Origin of the sequence: Virgibacillus doumboii (assembly GCF_902806455.1) — a bacterium.
Lineage (GTDB): Bacteria > Bacillota > Bacilli > Bacillales > Amphibacillaceae > Lentibacillus > Lentibacillus doumboii.
This window is the reverse complement of the sequence record NZ_CADCWQ010000001.1, coordinates 1,564,218-1,587,285: the sequence shown is the minus strand read 5'-3', so window position 1 is coordinate 1,587,285 and position 23,068 is coordinate 1,564,218. Positions and strand designations below refer to the sequence as shown.

General features: G+C 37.6%; 23 protein-coding genes, 3 pseudogenes and 2 riboswitches. Of the genes and pseudogenes, 13 read left to right on the top strand and 13 right to left on the bottom strand.

Translation table 11 applies throughout. The annotated features are described in order from the left end of the window. Window positions 1-9 precede the first annotated feature (9 nt). The 6 genes and pseudogenes from G6R02_RS07630 to G6R02_RS07605 all read right to left on the bottom strand — a co-directional run. Window positions 10-900, bottom strand: coding sequence for a patatin-like phospholipase family protein (locus tag G6R02_RS07630; RefSeq protein ID WP_164668637.1), 891 nt, complete (start codon window positions 898-900; stop codon window positions 10-12). Between the two features lie 77 nt (window positions 901-977). Continuing rightward, window positions 978-1,397: a transcriptional regulator MntR gene (gene mntR / locus G6R02_RS07625; protein ID WP_164668636.1), complete on the bottom strand. Its 420-nt coding sequence runs from the start codon at window positions 1,395-1,397 to the stop codon at window positions 978-980. Window positions 1,398-1,539: 142 nt separating this feature from the next. Next, window positions 1,540-2,661: pseudogene (locus G6R02_RS07620) on the bottom strand (hypothetical protein); the annotation flags it as partial. A gap of 60 nt (window positions 2,662-2,721) precedes the next feature. After that, on the bottom strand, window positions 2,722-3,657 hold the full coding sequence (locus G6R02_RS07615; RefSeq protein ID WP_164668634.1) for a PDDEXK family nuclease: 936 nt from the start codon (window positions 3,655-3,657) through the stop codon (window positions 2,722-2,724). A gap of 186 nt (window positions 3,658-3,843) precedes the next feature. Then, window positions 3,844-4,545, bottom strand: a pseudogene (locus G6R02_RS07610) (vitamin B12-dependent ribonucleotide reductase); the annotation flags it as partial. Between the two features lie 254 nt (window positions 4,546-4,799). Next, window positions 4,800-5,594, bottom strand: a pseudogene (locus tag G6R02_RS07605) (ribonucleotide reductase N-terminal alpha domain-containing protein); the annotation flags it as partial. 410 nt (window positions 5,595-6,004) lie between these two features. Between G6R02_RS07605 and G6R02_RS07600 the strand changes: the two are divergent. Beyond that, window positions 6,005-6,376 carry a rhodanese-like domain-containing protein gene (locus G6R02_RS07600; protein ID WP_164668632.1) on the top strand — a complete coding sequence of 124 codons (372 nt, stop codon included), beginning with the start codon at window positions 6,005-6,007 and terminating at the stop codon, window positions 6,374-6,376. A gap of 28 nt (window positions 6,377-6,404) precedes the next feature. Here G6R02_RS07600 and gcvPB read toward each other — a convergent pair whose 3' ends face one another. The 3 genes from gcvPB to gcvT are packed head-to-tail and all read right to left on the bottom strand — an operon-like array spanning window position 6,405 to window position 10,325. Further along, complete coding sequence (gene gcvPB, locus G6R02_RS07595; RefSeq protein WP_164668631.1) at window positions 6,405-7,862, bottom strand: aminomethyl-transferring glycine dehydrogenase subunit GcvPB; 1,458 nt, start codon at window positions 7,860-7,862, stop codon at window positions 6,405-6,407. After that, on the bottom strand, window positions 7,855-9,204 hold the full coding sequence (gene gcvPA, locus G6R02_RS07590) for an aminomethyl-transferring glycine dehydrogenase subunit GcvPA (protein ID WP_164668630.1): 1,350 nt from the start codon (window positions 9,202-9,204) through the stop codon (window positions 7,855-7,857). The genes gcvPB and gcvPA overlap by 8 nt, the downstream gene beginning before the upstream one ends. Window positions 9,205-9,218: 14 nt before the next feature. Beyond that, entirely contained in the window at window positions 9,219-10,325 is a 1,107-nt protein-coding gene (gene gcvT / locus G6R02_RS07585) for a glycine cleavage system aminomethyltransferase GcvT (protein ID WP_164668629.1), read from the bottom strand. Between the two features lie 68 nt (window positions 10,326-10,393). Beyond that, window positions 10,394-10,496, bottom strand: a riboswitch (glycine riboswitch). 3 nt (window positions 10,497-10,499) lie between these two features. Then, a riboswitch (glycine riboswitch) is annotated at window positions 10,500-10,589 on the bottom strand. A 135-nt stretch (window positions 10,590-10,724) separates the two neighbouring features. Here gcvT and G6R02_RS07580 point away from each other — a divergent pair. Then, the gene (locus G6R02_RS07580; RefSeq protein ID WP_164668628.1) at window positions 10,725-12,383 is read left to right on the top strand and encodes a DEAD/DEAH box helicase; all 1,659 of its coding nucleotides are present in this window, start codon (window positions 10,725-10,727) and stop codon (window positions 12,381-12,383) included. Continuing rightward, on the top strand, window positions 12,373-13,155 hold the full coding sequence (locus G6R02_RS07575) for a YqhG family protein (RefSeq protein ID WP_164668627.1): 783 nt from the start codon (window positions 12,373-12,375) through the stop codon (window positions 13,153-13,155). Before G6R02_RS07580 ends, G6R02_RS07575 begins: the two co-directional genes overlap by 11 nt. 24 nt (window positions 13,156-13,179) lie before the next feature. Here G6R02_RS07575 and G6R02_RS07570 read toward each other — a convergent pair whose 3' ends face one another. Further along, on the bottom strand, window positions 13,180-13,359 hold the full coding sequence (locus G6R02_RS07570; RefSeq protein ID WP_164668626.1) for a YqzE family protein: 180 nt from the start codon (window positions 13,357-13,359) through the stop codon (window positions 13,180-13,182). A 52-nt stretch (window positions 13,360-13,411) separates the two neighbouring features. Beyond that, window positions 13,412-13,924 (bottom strand): shikimate kinase, encoded by a 513-nt coding sequence (locus tag G6R02_RS07565; RefSeq protein ID WP_164668625.1) that lies wholly within the window; start codon window positions 13,922-13,924, stop codon window positions 13,412-13,414. Window positions 13,925-14,028: 104 nt separating this feature from the next. Here G6R02_RS07565 and comGA point away from each other — a divergent pair, with 104 nt between their 5' ends. From comGA to G6R02_RS07520, 9 genes are all read left to right on the top strand, one after another. Beyond that, window positions 14,029-15,045: a competence type IV pilus ATPase ComGA gene (gene comGA / locus G6R02_RS07560; protein WP_164668624.1), complete on the top strand. Its 1,017-nt coding sequence runs from the start codon at window positions 14,029-14,031 to the stop codon at window positions 15,043-15,045. Further along, complete coding sequence (gene comGB / locus G6R02_RS07555) at window positions 15,002-16,057, top strand: competence type IV pilus assembly protein ComGB (RefSeq protein WP_164668623.1); 1,056 nt, start codon at window positions 15,002-15,004, stop codon at window positions 16,055-16,057. Before comGA ends, comGB begins: the two co-directional genes overlap by 44 nt. 14 nt (window positions 16,058-16,071) lie before the next feature. Continuing rightward, entirely contained in the window at window positions 16,072-16,401 is a 330-nt protein-coding gene (comGC, locus tag G6R02_RS07550; protein WP_164668622.1) for a competence type IV pilus major pilin ComGC, read from the top strand. Beyond that, on the top strand, window positions 16,402-16,677 hold the full coding sequence (locus G6R02_RS07545; protein WP_164668621.1) for a type II secretion system protein: 276 nt from the start codon (window positions 16,402-16,404) through the stop codon (window positions 16,675-16,677). A gap of 142 nt (window positions 16,678-16,819) precedes the next feature. Beyond that, window positions 16,820-17,155: a hypothetical protein gene (locus G6R02_RS07540; protein ID WP_164668620.1), complete on the top strand. Its 336-nt coding sequence runs from the start codon at window positions 16,820-16,822 to the stop codon at window positions 17,153-17,155. Then, window positions 17,106-17,555 carry a competence type IV pilus minor pilin ComGF gene (locus tag G6R02_RS07535; RefSeq protein ID WP_164668619.1) on the top strand — a complete coding sequence of 150 codons (450 nt, stop codon included), beginning with the start codon at window positions 17,106-17,108 and terminating at the stop codon, window positions 17,553-17,555. Before G6R02_RS07540 ends, G6R02_RS07535 begins: the two co-directional genes overlap by 50 nt. Beyond that, window positions 17,527-17,892 carry a hypothetical protein gene (locus G6R02_RS07530; RefSeq protein WP_164668618.1) on the top strand — a complete coding sequence of 122 codons (366 nt, stop codon included), beginning with the start codon at window positions 17,527-17,529 and terminating at the stop codon, window positions 17,890-17,892. Before G6R02_RS07535 ends, G6R02_RS07530 begins: the two co-directional genes overlap by 29 nt. A 131-nt stretch (window positions 17,893-18,023) precedes the next feature. Continuing rightward, window positions 18,024-18,722: a helix-turn-helix transcriptional regulator gene (locus G6R02_RS07525; RefSeq protein ID WP_164668617.1), complete on the top strand. Its 699-nt coding sequence runs from the start codon at window positions 18,024-18,026 to the stop codon at window positions 18,720-18,722. A 73-nt stretch (window positions 18,723-18,795) separates the two neighbouring features. Continuing rightward, window positions 18,796-19,038, top strand: coding sequence for a DUF2626 domain-containing protein (locus G6R02_RS07520; RefSeq protein WP_164668616.1), 243 nt, complete (start codon window positions 18,796-18,798; stop codon window positions 19,036-19,038). Window positions 19,039-19,857: 819 nt separating this feature from the next. Here the strand turns inward: G6R02_RS07520 and G6R02_RS07515 are convergent. Beyond that, window positions 19,858-20,481, bottom strand: coding sequence for an MBL fold metallo-hydrolase (locus G6R02_RS07515; RefSeq protein ID WP_164668615.1), 624 nt, complete (start codon window positions 20,479-20,481; stop codon window positions 19,858-19,860). A 176-nt stretch (window positions 20,482-20,657) separates the two neighbouring features. Here G6R02_RS07515 and G6R02_RS07510 point away from each other — a divergent pair, with 176 nt between their 5' ends. Beyond that, window positions 20,658-20,825, top strand: a complete 168-nt coding sequence (locus G6R02_RS07510; RefSeq protein WP_164668614.1) for a DUF2759 family protein — start codon at window positions 20,658-20,660, stop codon at window positions 20,823-20,825. Window positions 20,826-20,926: 101 nt separating this feature from the next. On the opposite strand, the gene G6R02_RS07505 is transcribed toward G6R02_RS07510, so the two are convergent. After that, window positions 20,927-22,861, bottom strand: a complete 1,935-nt coding sequence (locus G6R02_RS07505; RefSeq protein WP_164668613.1) for an LTA synthase family protein — start codon at window positions 22,859-22,861, stop codon at window positions 20,927-20,929. Between the last annotated feature and the right edge of the window lie 207 nt (window positions 22,862-23,068).

Genomic DNA, 23,068 nt, shown 5'->3' with positions numbered 1-23,068 from the left:
TTGGTTTTTTTATTTGGGCCAGTATTTCAGAAACTTATCGGCTCTTTCTTTACCCGTAGTAATTAGTTTTTCTTTTGTCTCCTCACTAAGGTCAAACTCGGTTGACTCAATATCGTCGACAGGAATAAAAATTATGTTATTCTTGTAAGTTTTTGAAACATACCGTGCATCATGTGCGTGCAGCATTGTTGAGAACAAAGCCTGGAACATATCAAGCGCATTGGTTATTTTACGTGGAATAATCTGATTAGGGAAACCACTTAATTTAATTCCGAGAACCGGCCGCTTCTTCCGATAATTTTCATTTTCAAAAATCCACAACGGAAAATTACTTAATAATCCACCGTCAACAATAAGGCTCTTTCGTTTTTGTTTTCCCGGAAGTCTTTTTGGTATAAAAAAATACGGGTACCCTGCACTCATTCGAATTGCTTTGGATACGGGAAAATAGTTTGGATCAATTCCGTATATGCGATGTAAATCGTCCGGTATAACAACAAGCTTTCCAAGTGATATATCACTCACAACCACTTTCAAATATCCTTGTTTCAAATCATTAAAAGTATAAATATTTTTCTCAGCCAGGTGTTTATATAACCATTTTTCCAGTTTATCGCCTTTATATAATCCCATTTTGAAATATAAAAAAATCCATTTTGTATATGGGATTATTGTACTCAATTTTGGCGGATCCAGCAGTTTTTCCACGTCCAGTTCCTGAATCATTTCCTCTATTTCATCCATTTGATAGTTTGCTGCGATTAAAGCAGCCATTATTGCCCCGGCAGACGTTCCGGCAACTCTTTCAAACGACAAATTATACTCCTCTATACTTCGAAGAGCACCAACAAGTGCATACGCTTTGGCGCCGCCACCCGAAAACACTCCATCAATTTTCATGAGTTCTCTCCTCGTGATTCTTTTCTATATATGTAAGAAAAAAATCAAAGAATTAGAACTCCTTTTAAATGATTGATTTATTTTTCACCGGCTTGTTTAATTTTTCTCAATTCATCAATACGTTCTTTATCTGACTTGAAATATTGTACCAAATCTCCGATACGGTCTATCGAATTCCAACTGAGATGATGTTCGATGCCTTCCACATCTTTATAGATCTTGTCACTGTCAACACCAATGATTTCAAGAAAATCTTCCAAAAGCTCATGACGGAATACTAATCGCTCTCCAATTTTTTTGCCTTTGGAGGTCAGGACAAATCCTCTGTATTTTTCATAATTTAAGTACGCATCCCTATCCAGTTTCTGTACCATTTTGGTCACTGATGATGGATGAACCATTAATGCTTCTGCAATGTCAGAAACACGGGCATAACCTTTTGTTTCAATTAAATTATATATTTGTTCAATGTAATCTTCCATACTTGGGGTAGGCAAAATATCAACTCATTTCAAAGATAAAATTTTTTAGTCTGTGCAACAAATTTTCTAAATTAAGAATACAAGATTATTATGCTTAAAACAAGCTTCCCTAAATTAAAAGAAGAATCAACCACGAAGTTGATTCTTCTCATATTAATTATAATCCACATTTAAGCTGTGCACCACAGCTTGTACAAGTGTTACAGCCGCCAATGTCTTCCACACTGCCTTCACGGCAAACCGGACAAGTATCACCGACTTCCGAGCCGATGGTAACGTTTGTTTTGTCCAGCTCCTGAATAGTGTCCATTAATACAACTTTGGGTTTTTCTGTTTCTTCAAAGAGTTCCGTTTGCTCACCAAGCGAGTTCTCTTCAGCCTTAAGCGTAAGAACCTGGGTATCACGACTTCCGTCGACATAAACAGTTCCGCCTTTGGCACCACCATTGTACAATCGCTGATAAACACTTTCCACCTGATCAACCGTATAGCCTTTCGGTGCGTTTACCGTTTTCGAGATTGAACTGTCGACCCAGCGTTGAATAACACATTGTGTGTCAGCATGTGCTTCCGGTGCTAGATCCATTGCAGTTACAAACCAGTTTGGTAGGTTTTCTTGATCTGCATCTGGGTTACGATCAAAATATTCCTGTACAATATCTGCTTTTACTTCGATAAACTTACCAAGTCTCCCGCTTCTGTAATAAGAAAAGGAAAAATATGGTTCAAGCCCGGTTGATACACCAACCATTGTACCAGTGGATCCTGTTGGTGCAACAGTAAGCAGGTGCGAATTACGGATGCCGTATTCAAGTATATCCTGTTTGATATCTTCCGGCATCTTCTTCATATAGCCAGTGTTGATAAATGCTTGTCTTAGTTCCTTTGTTTCCTCTTTCGTGTCACCTATAAGAAATGGAAAACTTCCTTTTTCTTTAGCAAGTTTAATAGATTCACGGTAGGCAGTTGTTGCAATGGTTTCAAAGATGCTGTCCACCAGTTCGTTTCCTTCACTGGAACCGTATGCTGTTTCACAGTAGATAAGCAAGTCATGCATTCCCATGACACCAAGACCTATACGGCGCTCCCCAAGTGCCTGCTTTTTGTTTTCGTCCAGGAAGTATGGTGTTGCGTCAATCACATTGTCCTGCATGCGTACACCTGTTTTTACAGTCTGCTTCAGCTTTTCGAAGTTAACAGTTTTACTTTCTTCGTCTGCCATCTCTGCCAAGTTAACAGCAGCTAAATTGCAGACAGAATATGGTGCAAGAGGTTGTTCCAATTTTGTTATCCTACCGGCTTTTTATCCGATAGTTCTTACAGTTGAATTCCTGCAAGTTCAGCATACCTTTTCATTACACAGTTTTTTCATAAATCTTACTAGCTCTTTTCTACCTCGGTCTTTTCCAAAAACAGCCTTTGATATTACTCTAAAGTCCTTTACCCCAAATTTGGTATTGATGTCTTCAAATAACGGCTTTAGTGTTGGCTTTATTTTATTCAGTTTAGTTGTAAGCACAATTTCTTTATGAGATATTGACCATTCTATTATATACTGCTTTATTTCCTCATGTATTACACCGCGTTTTATTACATAAATATTTGTAGCATTTTTTATAGCAATATTCCCTGCACATTTTCTACTACAATACTTCTTATTTGAAGTAATAATTATATTAAATGCTGTTCCACAAGCTGCACAATTCCTAGTTTCCCGCGGTTTTTTTAACTTACCCTTTTGGATAGATCCGGACTTCCTTAGCCCTTCAATCATTCTTTTCTTTGTTTCATTATCAGTTGCCCAAAGTTTCTTAGTATGTTCACCAATCTTTTTCTTGGCTTCTAAAGTATGAGGAATATTATAGTGCCCATTTAATTTACCATAAGCAGCTTTATTTATTGTAGTAACTTCAGACTTTATCCATTCCGTTATGGTTGAAGTTAAAGAAAATGGTAACTTTTTATACATGGTCAATAACTCATTATACGAGATTAGTTCGCAATCAATAGCATATAATTCTTCAATAGCTCCTAATGCTTTCCTTGCTTCCAACAATCTATATTTCTCTCTTGATTTTATCTCCACTATATTTGAAATATTATTCTTTTGACCGAAAAGAAAAAAATCTGGTTTGTATTTTCTATATCCTATATCAAATGTTTTTAATTCATAGGTCCATGGGATTGAATAATAATCAAGATATTTCGCATAAGCATATTCATAAGAACTTCTTAAATAGTAATCTTTGTAATAGCCTGCATATCCTCTATTCATCTCCCTACCCCTTTTCCAATAACTGTGTAATGTTGCGGTCTCGTGGGTGGATTATATTCTCTTTCGAGGTTCACCAACCTATGCGTTGCCCCTGACTGAATTTTTAAGCTCAGCCTTCGGTTCGGATTAGCCTCTCAGCCTTCCCGCTTTATCCCGCAATTTTTAACGTGAGGCAAACTATGCCGCTTTACCACACGGGTTTGTTGCAACTACCTGGTCGCCGTACGCTTTGGCGTTTGTCATTTCATTTGCATTATCAATATAGAATATTCCAGGTTCCGCGGAGTATGTCGCGCAAATATTGATTAGATTCCAAAGTTCTTTAGCCTTAATCCGGCGATAAACCCTAACACCATAGCCCATTTCTTCCCACTTGCGGACATCGCCGACTTTATCCCAGTTCTCGTTGTACTCTTTCATTTCCTTCTCTGTGTAATTTTCCACATCCGGGAATCGAAGCTCGTACATTTCGTCGTTTTCAATGGCTTCCATCAATTCCTTCGTTATACAAACTGAAATATTTGCACCGGTCAGGAATTCCGGATTGTGAACCGAATATGTTCCCCCGGTTCTTAGTTTCTCGTCCGCTTCACGGATAGCAGCGTCGGTAAAACCGCCCTGACCAGGTATACTCCGATAATTTAATATACCCTGATACAGATCTGATTCTGTTTCTGTCAATGGTGTGAATTTCAGTTTTTCCTGTGCCATACGCTTGATTTGTTCATCTTCCGTATTTTCAATCAAATAACGAAGGATTCGCGGATTCTGCATTTTTGAGATGATAAATTCAATGATATCCGGATGTGAATCCACTAACATGATCATTTGTGCCAATTTGTTTTGCTGTTTCGTTACGACAGCTCTCCGGGTCACCCCGAAGTTCAGACCATATCTTACACAGTGTCTGTGTCCCCGCGCTTCGAAATCACTTGATTTCTACTCTACTCACTTCCGTCTAAAACGTGCTTTCGATGGTCGTTGAACCTTCTCCCGTACGGAGCTTGGCTGCTGATTGTCTTTGTCCACCTGTTGTTCTTTAGCCATCACGCTTACCGTTTCCAGTTTCGTTGTGGCCAACAGGTCATAAAAGAGTTTCCAGCAATTCACGGGGTTTATTTATAGACGAGGCACGCTTGTTTACCACGTCTTGATCCGCCTTGTTCAACAAGATGAGTCAGTTTAGCGATGTCATCCAACCAGGATACCGAGCCTGATGACTTTCCGTTAACTCCTCTGGCCAGCGTATTTCTTGGTCTCAGTGTTGAACCGTTAGTTCCTACACCTCCACCCCGACTCATGATTTCCATTACCTGCTTGCGGTGGTCAGAGATTCCTTCACGCGAATCCCTAATATACGGCATTACATAACAGTTAAAATAAGTTACGTCCGTGTCAGCTCCAGCACCGTACAACACACGACCTGCCGGGATGAAGTTAAGACTGCTCAACTCATCATTAAACTTGTCAAACCATTCTTTCTGCCCTGCCTCAGTAGTCTCCACAGCGGAGAGCCCTGTTGCGTTTCGCTTGGCAATCTGTTCATAGTAGACTTCCAATGGCTTGTCTATTACATCAAGCGAACGTCTTACAACACCAGTTGATGCCTCATCCTCATTATCAAGGACTGATACAAACTCTGAATCTACCTGAATTTCAGCTTCTTTACTGTTCCAATCGATAGATTTCACAATACCAAGTCCGCGGGCGGGAAACTTCGGATCCGCCTTAACTGTCAGAACGACAAAGTCGCCTTCTTTTAATGTTTTCTTTTCAGTGTCTTTAAATGCATACCGGTCAAGCATTACTAACCTGGATACACCTTTGTGTGTTAGTTTCATGTCATCTGTAACTGGATGAACCTGTGGGAATGCATTTATGTCTTCATTGAGTGCATCCACGTTAATATGATTCTTTGATTCAACAGCAATCGACATTTTTTGATCGCTCCTTTGCTATTTATTTGTTATAATTAACATACCACATTCTGTACATTAAAAACAATATCTAGTATTTATTTTCTGTTTTATAATACTATATATTGAATTTGAACAGAAATAGTCGCAGCTGTCAATCATCAGAAAGCGTTGTTATTTTAAGTAAAATCCAGTTATTTAAAGGAATCATCCAAAAATCCAGCAGTGTTAAGCTTTTTTATATTAAGTCTGTTCCGACAACTTGCAATGATTCGGTAAAATGCGACAATAGGCTTTTTATTATGACCATATCAACAAAAAATAAGTCTAAAGTCTTATTAATAATCACTTGTTAAGAAAAATACTTTGAAAAAACAGCTCATCCGCAATATAATGGAATAGATACAAATGAGAATTACGGGGGATCAATAATGGAATATTTAGTAATAGTAATTGTAGCAATTGCTGCATTTGGAATTTTCCGGTATTTTAGGCAAAAGAACTTTCTTAAGGTATTAACTGAAGATCAGTTCCGTGAAGGATATCGTAAAGCACAATTAATTGATGTTAGAGAGCCGCAGGAATTTAAAAAGGGCCACATTCTGGGTGCCAGGAATATACCAGTTACACAAATGAAACAGCGATTGGTAGAGATAAGAAAGGATAAGCCTGTTTATTTATATTGTCAGGGAAGTTCAAGATCAGCCAGGGCCGCTCAACTGCTTCATAAAAAAGGCTATGAAGATGTAAACCAGCTAAAAGGCGGCTTTAAAAAATGGACTGGAAAAATTAAAAACGGATGAGGTAACTAATACCTCATCCGTTTTTAATTTACTTCATATAACGCAGAATCGGTTTTCTTGCTGCAGTTGTTTCGTCCAACCGTTTCATAACCGTATTATGTGGTGCTTCCTGTACAAGTTCAGGATTGTTTACTGCTTCATCGGAGATTTGAAGCATCGTATCAATAAACCCATCCAACGTTTCCTTAGACTCTGTTTCTGTCGGCTCTACCATTAATGATTCTTCAATGTTTATCGGGAAATAGATTGTTGGCGGATGATACCCATAATCCAGTATCCGCTTGGCAATGTCCAGCGTACGAACTCCTAATTTTTTCTGTTTCTTTCCGGATAAAACAAATTCATGTTTGCAATGCTGCGGGAATGGCAATACGTACTCCTTCTCCAACTTCCGCATCATATAGTTTGCATTTAACACTGCATATTCACTTACCTTTTTGAGTCCTTCTGCTCCCATAGTGCGAATGTACGTATACGCTCTTAAATTAATACCAAAGTTCCCATAATAAGGTTTTACCCGACCGATTGATTCCGGACGATCATAATCAAAAATATATTGATCATCTTTTTTAACAAGCAATGGCTTTGGCAGATATGGAGACAATTCACTTGTAACACCAACCGGTCCTGAACCCGGTCCGCCGCCACCGTGAGGACCTGTAAATGTCTTATGCAGATTCAGATGTACTACGTCAAAACCCATGTCACCTGGTCTCGCATATCCCATGATTGCATTTAAATTAGCACCATCATAATAAAGTTTTCCGCCTGCACCGTGAACGACCTCAGCCATTTCCATAATTTCAGTTTCAAATAAACCGAGCGTATTCGGATTTGTCAGCATTAAAGCTGCAGTTTCTTCGTTAACAACCCGTTTTAGATCTTCTAAATCCACTAATCCTTTTTTATTTGTTTTAACCGTAACTGCATCAAATCCTGCTACAGTTGCAGACGCCGGATTTGTTCCATGTGCTGAGTCAGGCACAATTACCTTTGTACGATTAAAGTCACCGTTAGCCTCATGGAACGCACGGATCATCATTAATCCAGTCCATTCCCCCTGTGCACCTGCAGCCGGCTGAAGAGAAACCTGATTCATACCTGTTAATTCCACTAGTGATGTCTGCAGGTCATACATCATTTCCATAGCACCTTGTACACTTTTTGGATCCTGGAGCGGGTGAATATGACTAAACCCTTCAAGTCTTGCAACATCTTCATTGATTTTTGGATTATACTTCATTGTACAGGACCCGAGTGGATAAAATCCGGAATCCACACCATAATTTCGTCTTGATAATGCTGTATAATGTCGCATTATTTCGAGTTCACTTACTTCAGGTAAGTCAGGTGCTGTCTTTCGAATATAGGAGTCTTCAAATTCACTGTCCAAATCAAATTCAGGAACATCCAATTCTGGTAAACTATAACTTGTTCTTCCCTCGTTACTGCGTTCGAAAATTAATGGAAAATCTGTATTAGCCATGAATATCACCCAATTCTTTAACAAAAGTATCAATTTCTTCTTTTGTACGTATTTCTGTAACAGCGATTAACATATGCCCCTTTTGATCAGGATATGCCTGTGCCAAATCATATCCCCCAATAATTCCTTTATCCAAAAGCTTCTCATTTACACTGGTAACGTCCTTAGGAAGCTTGATAACCAGCTCATTGAAAAATACGCCATCTGTCACTACCGGTATGCCCGCATCGTCAAGCTTTTGTTTCGCATAACGTGCTTTTTGCATATTTAAAACAGCCATTTTTTTCAGGCCTCTCTTACCGATTGAACTCATGGCAACAGAACTGGCAAGTGCGTTCAATGCCTGGTTTGAACATATATTAGAGGTAGCTTTATCACGTCTTATGTGCTGCTCCCTTGCCTGAAGTGTCAGTACAAATCCCCGTTGTCCATCCTCATCAGTTGTTTGTCCGACCAAGCGTCCGGGTACTTTACGTTTCAATTTATCAGTGGTTGCAAAATATCCACAGTGCGGCCCGCCGAATTGGGCTGGAATACCAAATACTTGTGTGTCTCCAACAACGATATCTGCTCCAAACGCTCCAGGTGGTGTTAAATATCCTAGCGCCAATGGGTTGCTGGATACAATAAACATCGTTTTCTTCTGTTGGCGAATAAGTTCGTTTACTTCATGTAATGGTTCAACTTGGCCAAAGAAGTTTGGATATTGCATGACAACACTTGCAGTATTTTCATCCAATTCGTTATTCAATTGTTCCAAATCTGTCCGGCCGTTCTGATAATCAATTTCAATAATTTCAAGATCATGACCTTTGGCGTATGTTTCAATAACTGCTTGTGACTCCGGATGAATTGCTTTAGAGACAAGAATCTTCTTTCGTTTTGTTTGACCTGCACTTAATGTTACTGCTTCAGCCAAAGCTGTTCCACCATCGTACATGGATGAGTTAGCAACATCCATGCCGGTTAATTCACAAATCATTGTTTGAAATTCAAATATTGCCTGAAGTTCACCTTGTGATATTTCCGGCTGATATGGTGTATATGCCGTATAGAATTCCGATCGTGAAATAACATGGTCAACAACTGATGGAATAAAATGATCGTAAACTCCTGCTCCCAGAAATGAACTGTATTCTGTCAGGTTGGCATTTTTCTTAGCCATTTCTGACAGTTCCTTTTTCAATTGGTATTCATTTGCTGGTTTTTTCAGGTTCAGTTCTCCTTTAAAACGAACCTCATTTGGAATATCTGAAAAAAATTCTTCCGTTGAATCAACACCAATCGTATTCAGCATTTCCTGTTTATCGGTTTCTGTCATTGGCAAATAACGAAATTCCATGTAAAAAAACCTCCCTATTTCTCTCGTTTATAAAATGGCGTTTTAACAACAACAGCTTTTAGCCGGCGCTTTCGTACTTGAACACTCAATTCTGTTCCCACTTCGGAAAACTCGCTATTTATCATTGCCAGTCCCATATTTTTTTGCAATGTCGGAGATTGCGTTCCACTAGTGACAAAACCAACTTCGGATTCACCTGCATAAACCTGGTACCCTGTACGCGGAATGCCTTTGTCAATCATTTCTATACCGACTAGTTTCCTGTCAGTTCCATTTTCTGCTTGCTGCTTTAATTTTTCTTTTCCTATAAAATCTTCTTCCTTATTAGTTTTGACTGCAAATTTCATACCGGCTTCAATTGGGGTAATATCTTTTGAAAGCTCCTGACCATACAGTGCCAGGTTTGCTTCAAAACGCAATGTATCCCTCGCTCCAAGTCCAATTGGTTCTACCCCATATTCTTCACCTGTTTTTAGAATCAGCTGCCATAAATCTCTGCCACTTTCAGCACTGATATAAATTTCAAATCCATCTTCACCAGTATAGCCTGTTCTTGATACGACCGCTCCTGACTCTATCGTTGAAAAATAAACTGGATTCTCGAAACGGAAAAACTTTATTGCACTTAAATCCGTTTCAGTCAGCTTTTGAAGAATTACTTCCGCATTCGGACCCTGAAGTGCCAGTTGAACATAATCAGATGATACATTTTCGATGTTGGCATCCGTATCATTATTCTTATTCAGCCATGCAAAATCCTTGTCGGTATTTGCTGCATTTACTACCAGTAAATAAGAATCCTCCTCAAGCATATAAACAATGAAGTCGTCTACCGTACCTCCATCTTCATAACACATAAAAGTATATTGGGCACGTTTTGGCGTTAATTTGGAAATATCATTGGTGATCATTTTCTGCAAAAATGCTTTGCTGTCCGGTCCCGTAACAAGTATTTCACCCATATGAGACACATCAAAAAGACCGGCTTTTGTTCTGGTTGTTTCATGCTCATGTTTAATGCCTTTAAACTGAACTGGTAAATCCCAGCCACCGAAATCAATTGTCTTTCCTCCTGATTTTTCATATTCAGGAAACAATGGTGTCCGTTTCAATTCACTCATTCAATCCACTCCCTTTTTAAGCATTCTTAGTACATAAAAATAGAGATTCCCCTGTTTACCAGTGAAATCTCTGTCCTTCAACCAGAAAGTTGCGCACACTTGGAATCGTTTACACTTTCCAAAAAATGCTTGCTTCGTTGGTGGTTTACAAAAAATAAACACTCTCCAGAGTTGCGTCCTACAAGAGTCTTTTTGCCTGAGAGATTCACACTTGGTTTGCTCCTTCGGCGTTACTTAAAAAGTAAACTCTCCCCTTGTATTCATTCGCATAATGAAAACAAATGTATTTGGTTATACTATGTAACATTGAAATTTCTATTTTTTATTTAATGCCATTATAGCATATGGACCAAGTAAAAAGTAGAGAAAATAACAACTCTGTAAAAAAGGAAGTATGTTATGAATCAGGTAGAACTTCAAAAAGATTCCGTTTTTATAGATGAATTCAATACAGCGCTTGACCAGGAAGGTCCTTTTACTCCATGGGAGCTTTTTCAAATGACCTATCAGGCCGAATTAACTACGATGGCACCAACTTTTGAAGGATTAAAATCATTGGAATATCTCCCACAAATAGAATTCCTTGATCATCAGATTGAGTGCGCTGAACAAGTTATTGAGGAAATGAACGGCCGTGCAATATTAGCTGATGAAGTTGGTCTCGGAAAAACAATTGAAGCCGGACTAATTTTGAAAGAATACATGTTGAGAGGACTTGTAAAGAAAACACTTATAATCGTACCCGCTTCCCTTGTAAATCAGTGGGTAAAAGAATTAAATGAGAAATTTTACATTCCCGCAATCGCACATCGGAAAAACTATGCATGGGATCATTATGATGTAATTGTTACATCAATTGATACTGCAAAGCGTTCACCACACCGGGAAAATATCCTCGATATTGATTACGATCTGATATTAATTGACGAGGCACATAAACTTAAAAACCATAAAACAAAAAACTATGATTTTGTCCGGTCATTGAAGAAAAAGTACTGTTTATTGTTAACAGCTACGCCGGTGCAAAATCAGCTTGTCGAGATTTTTAATCTGGTATCCATACTAAAACCGGGCCATCTTGGTGACTACGAATCTTTTTTGGAAAAATACGGGAAAAACCGGAAGCAATTAAAACAGGATAAATATTTAAAACAATTAGTTCAAAAAGTGATGGTTCGAAACACGCGGGGCAATATCGAGTTTGACTCTATAAAGCGTCACATAGACACTGTATGGATTGACTTTACCGAACAAGAAAAAGACGTTTACAACCACCTTGAAAATATCACTGAACAATTTTCAACTTTTTCAAAGATAACCCTTTTACGGGAAATTTGTTCATCAAGGGAGGCATGTTTTTTATCACTCCAAAAAATGGCAACTGATGAGGCCAGAGTCTCCATCATCCAACCTCTGGCAGAGAAGATCGAACAACTTCCAAATCATTCAAAAGCTGAAAAGGTAGTTGAAATTATTAAACAAGTAAATAATGAAAAAGTAATTGTTTTCACCGAGTATCGGGCCTCACAGCTATACTTACAATGGTACTTGCAGCAAAACGGTATTACATCAGTTCCGTTTAGAGGTGGATTTAAAAAAAGTAAAAAAGACTGGATGCAGCATTTGTTTAAAAATAAGGCTCAGGTACTTATCGCCACAGAAGCTGGCGGTGAAGGAATCAACCTGCAATTTTGCAACCACATGATTAATTATGACCTGCCCTGGAATCCAATGCGTCTGGAACAACGGATCGGCAGAATTCACCGGTACGGTCAGAAAAATGATGTCCATATTTATAATTTTGCAATTCGCGAGACGGTTGAAGAGCACATAATGACCTTGCTGTATGAAAAAATAAACTTGTTTGAACAGGTAATCGGGCATTTGGACAGTATACTGGCAGAGTTGAATATAAATGACATTGAATCTGAAATACAAACGATTTTTTCCGACTCTACATCCACTGGCGAAGCAAAAATTAAACTTGATAATCTTTCTTCAATTATTAAATTAACTCATGAAGAGACAGCACATAAGGAGCAACAGTATGGCAATTAGAAATTTACATGACTTTTTATCATCCTATTTCACTGCTCATCACTGTACGTTAGAGCAAATTAATGACGGAGTTCTTTCGGTACAGTTGAATGAGAAAATGGACCGGGCATTAATGAATCGCCCCTTCTACTGGCACTATGTTAAAAAGATGGGAAGTCCCGGTCAGCCGATGAAGCTAACTCTAATTACGGATCCGGAAAAACGGGATGGCAAGAATGAATGGATTCATTTTGGAAGTCCGAGATTACAGCAAATACTTCAGCATTTAAGTAATAATGAAAAATATACAAAGCTGTTCGAAAAAATCAATACAAATCAAAAAACTGCATTATTTCCATGGCTGATTACGAACATAAAAATCAGTTATCAAGGGAAACAAAAACGGGATGAAATTATTTCAATCGGATTGCATCTGGTCAACGGGGAAATGAAAGTGGAAATGATGGAAGAATTACAAAATAAATCACTGCAAATGACAATAGCGGATTACTGTTATACAATCTCTCCAATTATAAAATTGAATAGCGGATTTAAACGAATTGAATCTGTTCTTGAAAGTTATATTAACGATCAATCGCATAATTGGGCAGATGAATCATTAAAAACAATGGAAGAAGAAATTAATTTGGTGAAACACTTTTACAGCGGGAAAGATGGTGATGAACAGACAAAACAGGAAATGGAAAAGGAAATTGAGGAAATAACAAAACGTTACAAACCATATGTTAAATTTAAAGTTATCAACGGAGGAATATTTTATTTAACCCAATAACAGGCTACGTCAAATTAGAGCCTGTTATTGGGTTCTTTTGATAAATAACTTAAAAGCAAATGGTAAGATACCAAGCCACCTGCTTGAAAAAATAGTTGGTTGACTTTTCTTTTGTATTCTTTTCAGTTTTTTTTCAGCTGCGGGTGTATCAAGATAAGTTGTAATCTGCTGGGTCACATACTTAACATATTCATTTCCGGACATTGTAACCACCTCATTTATTGTAGTGGTACTAGTTTTTGCAGTTTGTAAAAATTTATTCCTGATATGACTGCAATCCTGCCTGTTCTTTAATATCAGCTGCAATTTCACGACTGTTTTTGTCATCCGTATGAATGATGATATCAGCACTTTCCTTATACAGTTTATTACGCCGGTCAAATAAGCGTTGCTTTTCATAACTGTTTTTATTCCACAATGGCCGTGAACGGTCATTGCTAAGACGCATCTCTATCTCATTTAATGATGTTTTCAAAAACACAATATTTCCATTGGCTTTCATAAACGTTATGTTTTCTTCCGTTTCAACAATACCACCGCCGGTTGAAACAATATGATGGTGTACCGGGGTTTGTTTTAAAATTTCGGTTTCAAACTTCCGAAAAACACTTTCACCTTTATTCTGAAAAATTTCAGCTATTTTTACTTTGTACACGTTTTCGATCATGTGATCTGTATCAATACAAGGTATGCCAAGCAGCTTACTCAATTCCTGCCCTACTGTACTTTTCCCACTTCCCATAAAGCCAATTAAATAAAGTGTTCTCATGCGTTTTCCCCTGCCTTAAAAAATTTTTATAATTATTTTTGAAAAAAAAGAAGGAATTTATCGAGCACTGTCGAATATAGTCTAATGAAGGAGGTGGCATATTATTGAACAAAGCTTCAATACTTTCAGAAAAACTTCTGCAATCCGCCATTAGTACCAACGCTTCGGATATTCACTTCTACCCTTTCCCTAATCAGGCAAACATTTACTTTCGGGTATTTGGAAAACGAATCCTGCACCGAACGATTCCCATTGTTCAATACCAAGCATTGCTTACTTACTACAAGTTTACATCAGGAATGGATATAGGTGAAGTTCGCAAGCCGCAAAATGGAACAATTATCCACGAAACCCATGCCAATCGTTACGCACTGCGTCTATCTACACTTCCGGTCAATCAAAATGAGAGTCTGGCCATCCGCGTTCTCCCACAGGAAGATAATCTTACCCTGAATCAGCTTTTTCTTTTCCCAAACCAGTTGAAAAAACTCAAAGAATGGATTACGAATCGCACTGGTATTATTTTATTTACAGGTCCTACAGGCAGCGGGAAAACCACTACTTTATATACATTGCTGCAAACCATTTTAACAGAAAAGTCATACCAGACGATTACCCTGGAGGACCCAATTGAAAAGGACATAAATGACATTCTTCAGGTACAGGTAAATGAAAAAGCGGGAATTACCTACCAAACCGGATTGAAGGCCGCACTTAGACATGACCCCGATATTATTATGATTGGCGAAATACGGGATAGCTTTACTGCTCAATTCGCATTTGATGCCTCATTGACCGGTCACCTTGTTTTAAGTACATTACATGCTAAAAATGCTTTAGGGACCATCCACCGTCTTCAGGAAATGGGGTTAAGTTTATCCGATCTGAAACAATCATTAATTTCCGTTGCAGCACTGCAATTAATCCCAATCGAAATTAATAAAACAATTACGAGACGTGCTGCAATAATTGAGCTGTTAGATGGAGATTTGCTGGAAAACACGCTGAATGGAGTTGATATTAGCGAATCAAAGCAATTTTATACGTTTGATCACTTACGAAAGAAGGCGTTCGCATATGGATATATCTCTGAAGAAACGTATTCCTCCGGCGGGGCATAAATCACCCAAGCAAGACATTCAATTACGCTTTCTAAAGCGGCTTGCACGCTTATTAAAAAACGGATATCCAATTGTAGCAGCACTTGAAATCATCAAATGGGATAAACAACTAGACGCCACAGCTTCATCCGTTATTACATCCCTTCAGACAGGAAGCACACTTGATGAGGCTTTGGAACAAGTAAATTTTAATCCGGCGATTACTTCCTACTTATATTTTGTTCGAGCTAATGGTGATATTCAATTAAATGTTGAAAAATGCATCTCGATGTACGAACAGCGAATCATGTATGTGAAAAAGTTTCAGGAAGCATCCCGTTACCCATTAATTCTGCTTTGTGTTTTTGCACTGCTGTTATACTTCGTTAAACAGTCCGTTCTCCCTTCTTTTATTGATCTGTTTCAAAATAATAGCGGAACATCCTCCACCGTAATGCTTTCCATTATAATCATTGACTTTTCCGGCAAATTTTTAATGATAGCAGGGTTCATTTCTGTTCTTTGTTTTCTCCTGTGGCGATTCAATAAAAATAAAGTCAGTATAGAAAAACAAATTCGTTTTTACGGCTTTATTCCAATCTTTCGTCACTATAAAAAATTGCAAATCTCATTTCTCATTGCAACACACTTCAGTTCCTTACTTAAAACGGGCATGTCGATCAAAGAAATATTAGTCATATTATCCGAGCAGAAAAAGCAGCCGATCCTGTCTTATTACGCTTCATTAATGACTGATGAATTGTCACGCGGGGTTTATATAACCAGCTTGTTGGCAAATTTACCGTTTATCGACAAACAGTTGGCAACCATCTTTCAAAAGAACGCCGATGCGGATGCGCTTGAAAAGGATTTAACTGTATATGCAGAATTACAGACAGAAGAAATGCACCGGAAAATCATGAAGCTTATCACGTATATTCAACCTGTATTTTTTGTTGTTTTGGCAAGTTTCATCGTTTTTATCTATGTCACCTTAATGTGGCCGATGTTCCAGTTAATTAAAACAATTTAAAGGAGATGGAAATATTGCTTAAAAATAAAAAAGGATTTACATTGATCGAAATGCTGATCGTCTTAATGATAATCTCGGTACTGATTATCCTGATTGTCCCAAACTTAAGTGACAAGAGTAAGGAAGTTTATGATAAAGGATGCAATGCATTAATCAGTGTCGTACAGGCACAGGTGGATGCTTATTATATAGAAAAAAAGAATTATCCAGCCAGTATCGATGCATTAGAAACAGCCGGTTACATTACAGAAGATCAGAAGGAATGCCCGGACCAAACCAGTTTGCAGTTAACCACGGATACGGAAAGTGGTAAAACAACAGTAGATAAGTCTAGCGGAAGTTAAATGAGCAACAAAAACGGTTTTACCCTAATCGAAGTTCTCTTCGTCCTCGCTGTATGGTCCGTTTTAATGCTTCTTAGCGCCCCGCTAAATGTGTCCGTACTGGAAAAGCATGCAGAGGAAAAATTTCTGGAAACTTTGCAAATGGATATATTATATATGCAAAACTTGTCGTACGGTTCAAGAGATAACTATAGCCTGGTCTTTCAGGATGGGGGATATGTTGTGAAAAAAATTCATTCAAGTGAATTTTGGGTGGAACGTGAAATACCTGACTGATGGCAATTTATCAACCACAACCTGCGAATCATATCGTTTAACAAAAAAGGAACGATAGCACAACCGGGTAATTTTTGGATAAAAACAATAAATAATAAGTACAAAGTTACTTGTCCGTTGGGAAAAGGCAGGTGCTACATCAATGAACAATAAAGGCTTTTCTTTCATAGAAACACTGACAGCTTCTGCCCTTCTGCTTATGATGGCCACGACACTTATCCCAATAACCAATGTAATCATTAATGAAAAAGAAATTTTGTACCAAAAACGATTATTTCTCAATGAGCTGCATGATGAATTACAGCTCTATTTATGGGACGATCGAAATCAAACACCGGCGATATACGATAAAGAAGTTGATTCAGTAACACTTACATTCATGTTTTCAAAGCAGAATAGTTTAGTGAAAGGATGTGTGGAATGGAAGAATGTTAAAAGGAAAAACGAACAGGTCTGTCTATTTGGCTTCCCGGATTAATGATAATGGATTTACTTTTCTTACCGTCCTTGTTGCTATAGTTATTCTGTTTATGACACTTCCCTTCACCGCCTACCTTCTGAAGGGGGTCAATATTACATCCAGTTATGAAGAACTGTCCATGCAGCAATTTTACTATTTTTTACGTGATGATGTAATTAAGTCAACCAGTTATACAGTGGAACCTACGAAAATTACGCTTAGCCACTATGATGGTACAACTGTTACGATTGAGCAATATGAAAATCTGATCAGAAGACAAGTTACAAATGAGGGGCACGAAATTTATTTGCGAAATATTGATAAGGTGAAATTCACCCCCTCCCCTTATGGTTTTCATGTCTTTATTACTTCCAAACAAGGTGAGCAATTTGAAAAGACAATTACCTTTTACCAATAACAAAGGATTTATTCTGCCTTTTGTTCTATTTGTAACGGCTATTGCTTTAATTTTAATAACATCCAGTGTACGTATGTATCAGGATGAAATTCAAATTACAAATAAGCAAACGGAACAAATTAAAATAGAAACACTGCTGCAAATGGCACGAACATCTTTTAAGGAAAAAGTTATCCAATCTGAAATTCCCGATAATCCCACAAATTATTATTTCCCATATGGTGACGTACGCGTTGAATATATCATCATCGATGATAAGAAATATCACCTTCATCTCACTATTACAACCGACAACGAATCAACTTTTTCAATAGCCAACCGATTGATTTTGGAATAATTTTTTACCGAAGAAACCATAATAAAAAAGCAAGCAAGTTGTGGTCATTTTTTAACAAATGATTTATATCACTCATTTCACTGCAGTTTTTTATTATAATAAAAGTAATTAACTTAGTGAGGTGAATTACGTTGGAGCAGACATTAAAAGTAACTGGTGTGCTAAGCGATCCTACGCGGTTTAATATTTACCAATATATTGTTAAGCAGCATAAGGAAGTAGGTGTTGCGGACATTGCGGAGAAATTCGACATTCATCCGAACGTCGCCAGGCTTCACTTATCAAAGCTTGAAGATATTAATATTGTGGAATCATATTCACAAAAAACGGGTAAAGGCGGACGTCCAAGCAGACTTTATCGACTCACTGACGAAGTTATTGAGCTCAATTTTCCGCATCGCGACTATAAATTACTTTCGACCATCGCTATCGAATCATTTGTTGAACTTGGTGAAGCAGGTATAAATGCTTTATATCAAACCGGTAAGAAATACGGTTCAAAGGTTATTGAACGTTACCAGACAACACCAGCATCTGATAATCTTACGAACGAACAAAAAATGACTATTCTGGAAGATGCAGGCACAATGCTTGGCATGTATCCTGATTTCCGATATAATGCCGAGAATGAAAGTATTACATTTAAAATAAATAATTGCCCATTCAAAGAAGTTGCAACCACGAATCATACAATGGTTTGCAAACTGCACAATTACTTCCTGAAAGGCATGTTCGAAGCACTTTTCGATGATGTTGATCTTATCGAAACGGAGAACATGTTTACCGGATGTGAAAATTGTACCTATGTGGCAAAACTTTCGATTGTTTGATAAGAGTTATTTACATTATTCAATTCGTCGTTTATAATTACATTGATAAGGTTACCTAAAGGAGGGGGAAAACATGGATCGAATGTTTCGTGTCCTTGCTTTTTGGACAGGTATATTTACGGTAATGTTTTATATAGGAGACATGCAGAAAACAGCAGTCTTATTCCTGGTTCAAACGGCATTTTTCCTGACAGTAAGTTATCTGAAATTATCTGAACGTATGTATATGTATTTATTCGGAGCTTATTGTACTGTATTTATGATTGGTTTTACATGGTATTCAGAATTCATATTAGTGCCTGGATTCGGGCATTAAAAAAAGAAACCCTGCTTACATATAACGGTGCAGGGTTTTTTTATTTTTTTGTATTTACACTATTGACATGTTGTTAATATAGAATTATAGTAGTAATAGTAGCTTAACTTTAATCCCTAACCAACAAAAGAGCAGAGCACATCCCCCCTAAAGCCCTTCTTATTCAAGAAGGGCTTTTTTACGTTTAATTAATATGGGAAGGTTGTTTCTAAAAGGTTATGTATTAACACAAAATCCGTAGACTACGAACTAACTATAATTAGGTATCTTTTAGTTATGCTCTCCGACCACCGCAGCTGGAATATACTCAGCTGGAATATACTCGCTTTCCGCGGGTGAGCCTCCGAACCGCTATCGCGTTTCGTAGTCTCACCTAGGCTTTTCTTCCCGCAGGAGTCTCGCATATTCCAGCTGCTGGTTTTTGTTTAAGACTTAATATCTTTTTAATCATCATAATGCTGACTCACAAAGATTACAATGAACGATACCAGCGGAGGAAATACATGCCCCTGCATCAGGGGTATGCCGACGTTGGCCGACAAGGCCGGTTTTAGTCGGCCTTCCTTCTTACGGGAGCAGAGGCCTAGGTGAGACCATTTGTGCGTCAGCACGAAGGGGGCTCAGCAGCCGCCCACGGCTAAGAAGACACTGCGAAAACGAACTTTTTGAGCAGATGTCGCCTTGGTACCCGGAGGTGTGAAAGCGAAGTGTATTTCCGGAGCGGTGTTATTGCACTCGACTTTTTTTCAGTAGTTCGCAGTTTTCGTCAACTGTGAAAAATAAAAACAGCAATACTAACGGGAAGGATATATATGTTTATTAATATGGGAAAAATGGGTTATGCTGCTTCTCCTCAGCAATAGTTGTTTTAGGACCATGCCCTGGAAATACCGTAAAATGATCAGATAAGGTATACAGCCCATTGCGGATACTGCTTTCCAGTTCTTTGATATCACCGCCAGGCAAGTCTGTTCGTCCAATTCCTCTGTTAAATAAGACGTCTCCACCTATTACAAAAGCCTCATCATGAAAAATAAAACTGACACTTCCCGGTGAATGTCCCGGAGTGTGAATCACTTCAAATGATATCGTATGGAGCTTCACGGTACCTGGAACCAAGTAATGTTCAGCGTTTTTAGTTGCAATTTCACTCCCTATAAACAACAGCGAGCCATTTAAGGCTGGATCATTTAACCATTCATCTTCCTTTTCATGGATGTAAACGTCAACTGCAAAATGTGTTCTTAATTTATCAACCCCACCAATATGGTCGAAATGGGCATGTGTTAACAAAATAGCATTTGGCTTAAGCCCCTCATCATCCAAATAAGAAATAACCTTCTCTGGTTCACCACCTGGATCAACTATGATTGCTTCATTACTGTTATGAATGATATAACAATTGGTTCCCAATGGTCCGAGTGACATACTTTTTACTTTCATCATTTTCCCTCCGTACTATAAAAATTGTTCATAAATTTAACTTTGATATAACTCGACAAAACCAATTTTATACTTTAAAATAATAATAGGAAAGCGTTTGTTACATAATAATACAAATAAGAATTTAAGTATAATATTCCGGAATCAGGAAGGATCACAAGGAGGTTGTTTAGAACATGGTATTAGCAATTATTCTTTTGATTGTTGCTCTGTTAGCGGTAGTATCAGTAATCCGTCAATTAAAGATTAAAAATATTTTTGCTCTTGGGTTTTCAGCAGTTGCAGCATTGACATTTGGTTTCTTTTCCATAATGACCATCATACACGAAATTGGAAATATGTAATGAATCAAAAAACTAACTTATATAAGTTAGTTTTTTTATGAGGTCAGGACAAAAGTATAAAGGCTGGTCACATATCATGTGACCAGCCCATTTTGTGTTTACTATTTGCTTTTAGCTTCATTTTTATCTTCATTGACAACTTCATCATCACCAAAATCCATGAATCGGAACAAGTCTCCGTATATAATGTCATCAGAGTACCCCAATTCTTTTTCCACCTGTTTGGTTATAGGCTCACATGGATTTTCGGCTTTATCTCCATTGGTTGTATCAGCTTCAATTGGTTCTCCGGTTTTGCGATTATAGCATTGACCACTGGTTGATATATACTTCTCACTGATAAAATCTCCATTTCGTAGTGCAACAAAGCCTTTGCGGTCATCAACAAATAAATCATTACCGAAGTAAATGTCATCTTCTGTGGATACACCGAGCATGTGCAATAATGTTGGTTTAACATCAATCTGACCAGATACTTTTGACATTACCTTGCCATTTTCGTGTCCAGGAATATGGATAAACATTGGTACTCGCTGCAATTGGACATGATCATATGGAGTTATTTCTTCTTTGCCCAGATAATAGCTCATCGCTTTATCATGGTTTTCACTTATTCCATAATGGTCACCCATTATTACAATGATCGAATCTTTATATATTCCTGACTGTTTTAACTGATTGAAGAACTGCTCAATAGCTTCATCCATATATCTTACCGTTGGGAAATAATTGTTAAGCGTATTTGAATTTGAATCGAATTCTTCAATCGAACTGTCCTCTTCACTCAAATCAAACGGGAAATGGTTTGTTAGCGTGATAAATTTTGTATAAAACGGCTCTTCCATGTTTTGCAAATATTTGATGGACTGTTCAAAGAACGGTTTGTCTTTCAAACCCCATCCAATTGAATTTTCTTTATTGACTTCATATGCTCCTTCACCATAAAAGTGATCATATCCTAATGAGTTATACATTTGATCACGATTCCAGAAGCTCTTATTGTTTGCATGGAAAACGGACGTGTAATAGCCTTCTTCGTTTAAAATCTCAGGCATTCCATTATATTCATTTTGTCCATGCGTAAAGAAAACTGCACCTCTGGACAGCGGGTAAAGTGAATTCTCTGTCAGGAATTCTGAATCAGATGTTTTTCCCTGTTTTGTCTGATGATAAAAGTTTTCAAAATAATATGTGCTATCATCTTTTGTCAAACTGTTTAGAAACGGCGTAATCTCCTGCCCGTTCACTTTGTTATTAATAACAAAACTTTGAATAGATTCCGCAGAAATAAAGATTAAGTTTTTATCTTCTGCAATACCGAATAACGGTGATTTTTCATCACTTTTTACATTTTCATTGACGTATTCCTTAATATCCGGCAGTTCATTCCCATCTGCAAATACACGCTGCGTTTTTACTTTTGAGTGAACAGCAAGATCATACAGATGATAATTGAACAATCCAATATTTTTCACCAAATACTCACGGTCAAATGCCCGGGTGAACAGTTGCGGGCGTTCCATTTCTGCCAGGAAAAAGTTACCTGCAAGCAGCATAAATGACATGGCCAGAGCAAAAACTCTTCCGCTCTTTTGATAACTTACCGACATTGCTTCCGGTACTTTCTTACTCAAATACCAGACAATAGCAACATCAGCAAAGAGCAGTATGTCATATACTTCAATTAATGTCAGTATACTTGACCCCAAATCACCCATATTGCTTGCCTGGAAAAGCTGCGGAATTGTAATGAAATCACTGAATGAGCGATAAAATACCAGGTTAAAGTATACAATAAGTGTTCCAATCAGGGTTGTATAACGTAAAAACTTCATCTGCGTTGATTGTTTCCTGAACCAGACACTTACAGCAAAAACCAAAAAGGCTGATACAAATGGATTGATAAATAATATTAGTTCCTGCATTGAGTTTTCTAATTCAATATGAAATAAAAACCGATATATCACATAAGTTTTAATGCCGAATAACAAAGTAGCGATTATAAAAAGAGGCATTTTAACTCGTTTTAAGTTCATCTTTGGTTCCTCCTGCCATTAAAAACATATTACTCTGACAATACTATTCATATAAGCTTATTCCCGTACCATTATTTTTAAAACTGGGAATTTGCCTATATTACTATATGACGTTTTTCTATAACAAAAAGTTTCATAGAATTTTTATTTCTTTTTTTATCGATTTAATTGATTGAGAATATATTATATTAATAGAAAACCGACAAA

What these genes read in the sequence shown, in the direction of transcription:
- G6R02_RS07630 (WP_164668637.1), bottom strand. Translation starts at nt 900, where the DNA reads ATGAAAATTGATGGAGTGTTTTCGGGTGGCGGCGCCAAAGCGTATGCA.
- G6R02_RS07615 (WP_164668634.1), bottom strand. Translation starts at nt 3,657, where the DNA reads ATGAATAGAGGATATGCAGGCTATTACAAAGATTACTATTTAAGAAGT.
- G6R02_RS07600 (WP_164668632.1), top strand. Translation starts at nt 6,005, where the DNA reads ATGGAATATTTAGTAATAGTAATTGTAGCAATTGCTGCATTTGGAATT.
- gcvPB (WP_164668631.1), bottom strand. Translation starts at nt 7,862, where the DNA reads ATGGCTAATACAGATTTTCCATTAATTTTCGAACGCAGTAACGAGGGA.
- gcvPA (WP_164668630.1), bottom strand. Translation starts at nt 9,204, where the DNA reads ATGGAATTTCGTTATTTGCCAATGACAGAAACCGATAAACAGGAAATG.
- gcvT (WP_164668629.1), bottom strand. Translation starts at nt 10,325, where the DNA reads ATGAGTGAATTGAAACGGACACCATTGTTTCCTGAATATGAAAAATCA.
- G6R02_RS07580 (WP_164668628.1), top strand. Translation starts at nt 10,725, where the DNA reads ATGAATCAGGTAGAACTTCAAAAAGATTCCGTTTTTATAGATGAATTC.
- G6R02_RS07575 (WP_164668627.1), top strand. Translation starts at nt 12,373, where the DNA reads ATGGCAATTAGAAATTTACATGACTTTTTATCATCCTATTTCACTGCT.
- G6R02_RS07570 (WP_164668626.1), bottom strand. Translation starts at nt 13,359, where the DNA reads ATGTCCGGAAATGAATATGTTAAGTATGTGACCCAGCAGATTACAACT.
- G6R02_RS07565 (WP_164668625.1), bottom strand. Translation starts at nt 13,924, where the DNA reads ATGAGAACACTTTATTTAATTGGCTTTATGGGAAGTGGGAAAAGTACA.
- comGB (WP_164668623.1), top strand. Translation starts at nt 15,002, where the DNA reads ATGGATATATCTCTGAAGAAACGTATTCCTCCGGCGGGGCATAAATCA.
- G6R02_RS07545 (WP_164668621.1), top strand. Translation starts at nt 16,402, where the DNA reads ATGAGCAACAAAAACGGTTTTACCCTAATCGAAGTTCTCTTCGTCCTC.
- G6R02_RS07540 (WP_164668620.1), top strand. Translation starts at nt 16,820, where the DNA reads ATGAACAATAAAGGCTTTTCTTTCATAGAAACACTGACAGCTTCTGCC.
- G6R02_RS07535 (WP_164668619.1), top strand. Translation starts at nt 17,106, where the DNA reads ATGTTAAAAGGAAAAACGAACAGGTCTGTCTATTTGGCTTCCCGGATT.
- G6R02_RS07520 (WP_164668616.1), top strand. Translation starts at nt 18,796, where the DNA reads ATGGATCGAATGTTTCGTGTCCTTGCTTTTTGGACAGGTATATTTACG.
- G6R02_RS07515 (WP_164668615.1), bottom strand. Translation starts at nt 20,481, where the DNA reads ATGAAAGTAAAAAGTATGTCACTCGGACCATTGGGAACCAATTGTTAT.
- G6R02_RS07510 (WP_164668614.1), top strand. Translation starts at nt 20,658, where the DNA reads ATGGTATTAGCAATTATTCTTTTGATTGTTGCTCTGTTAGCGGTAGTA.
- G6R02_RS07505 (WP_164668613.1), bottom strand. Translation starts at nt 22,861, where the DNA reads ATGAACTTAAAACGAGTTAAAATGCCTCTTTTTATAATCGCTACTTTG.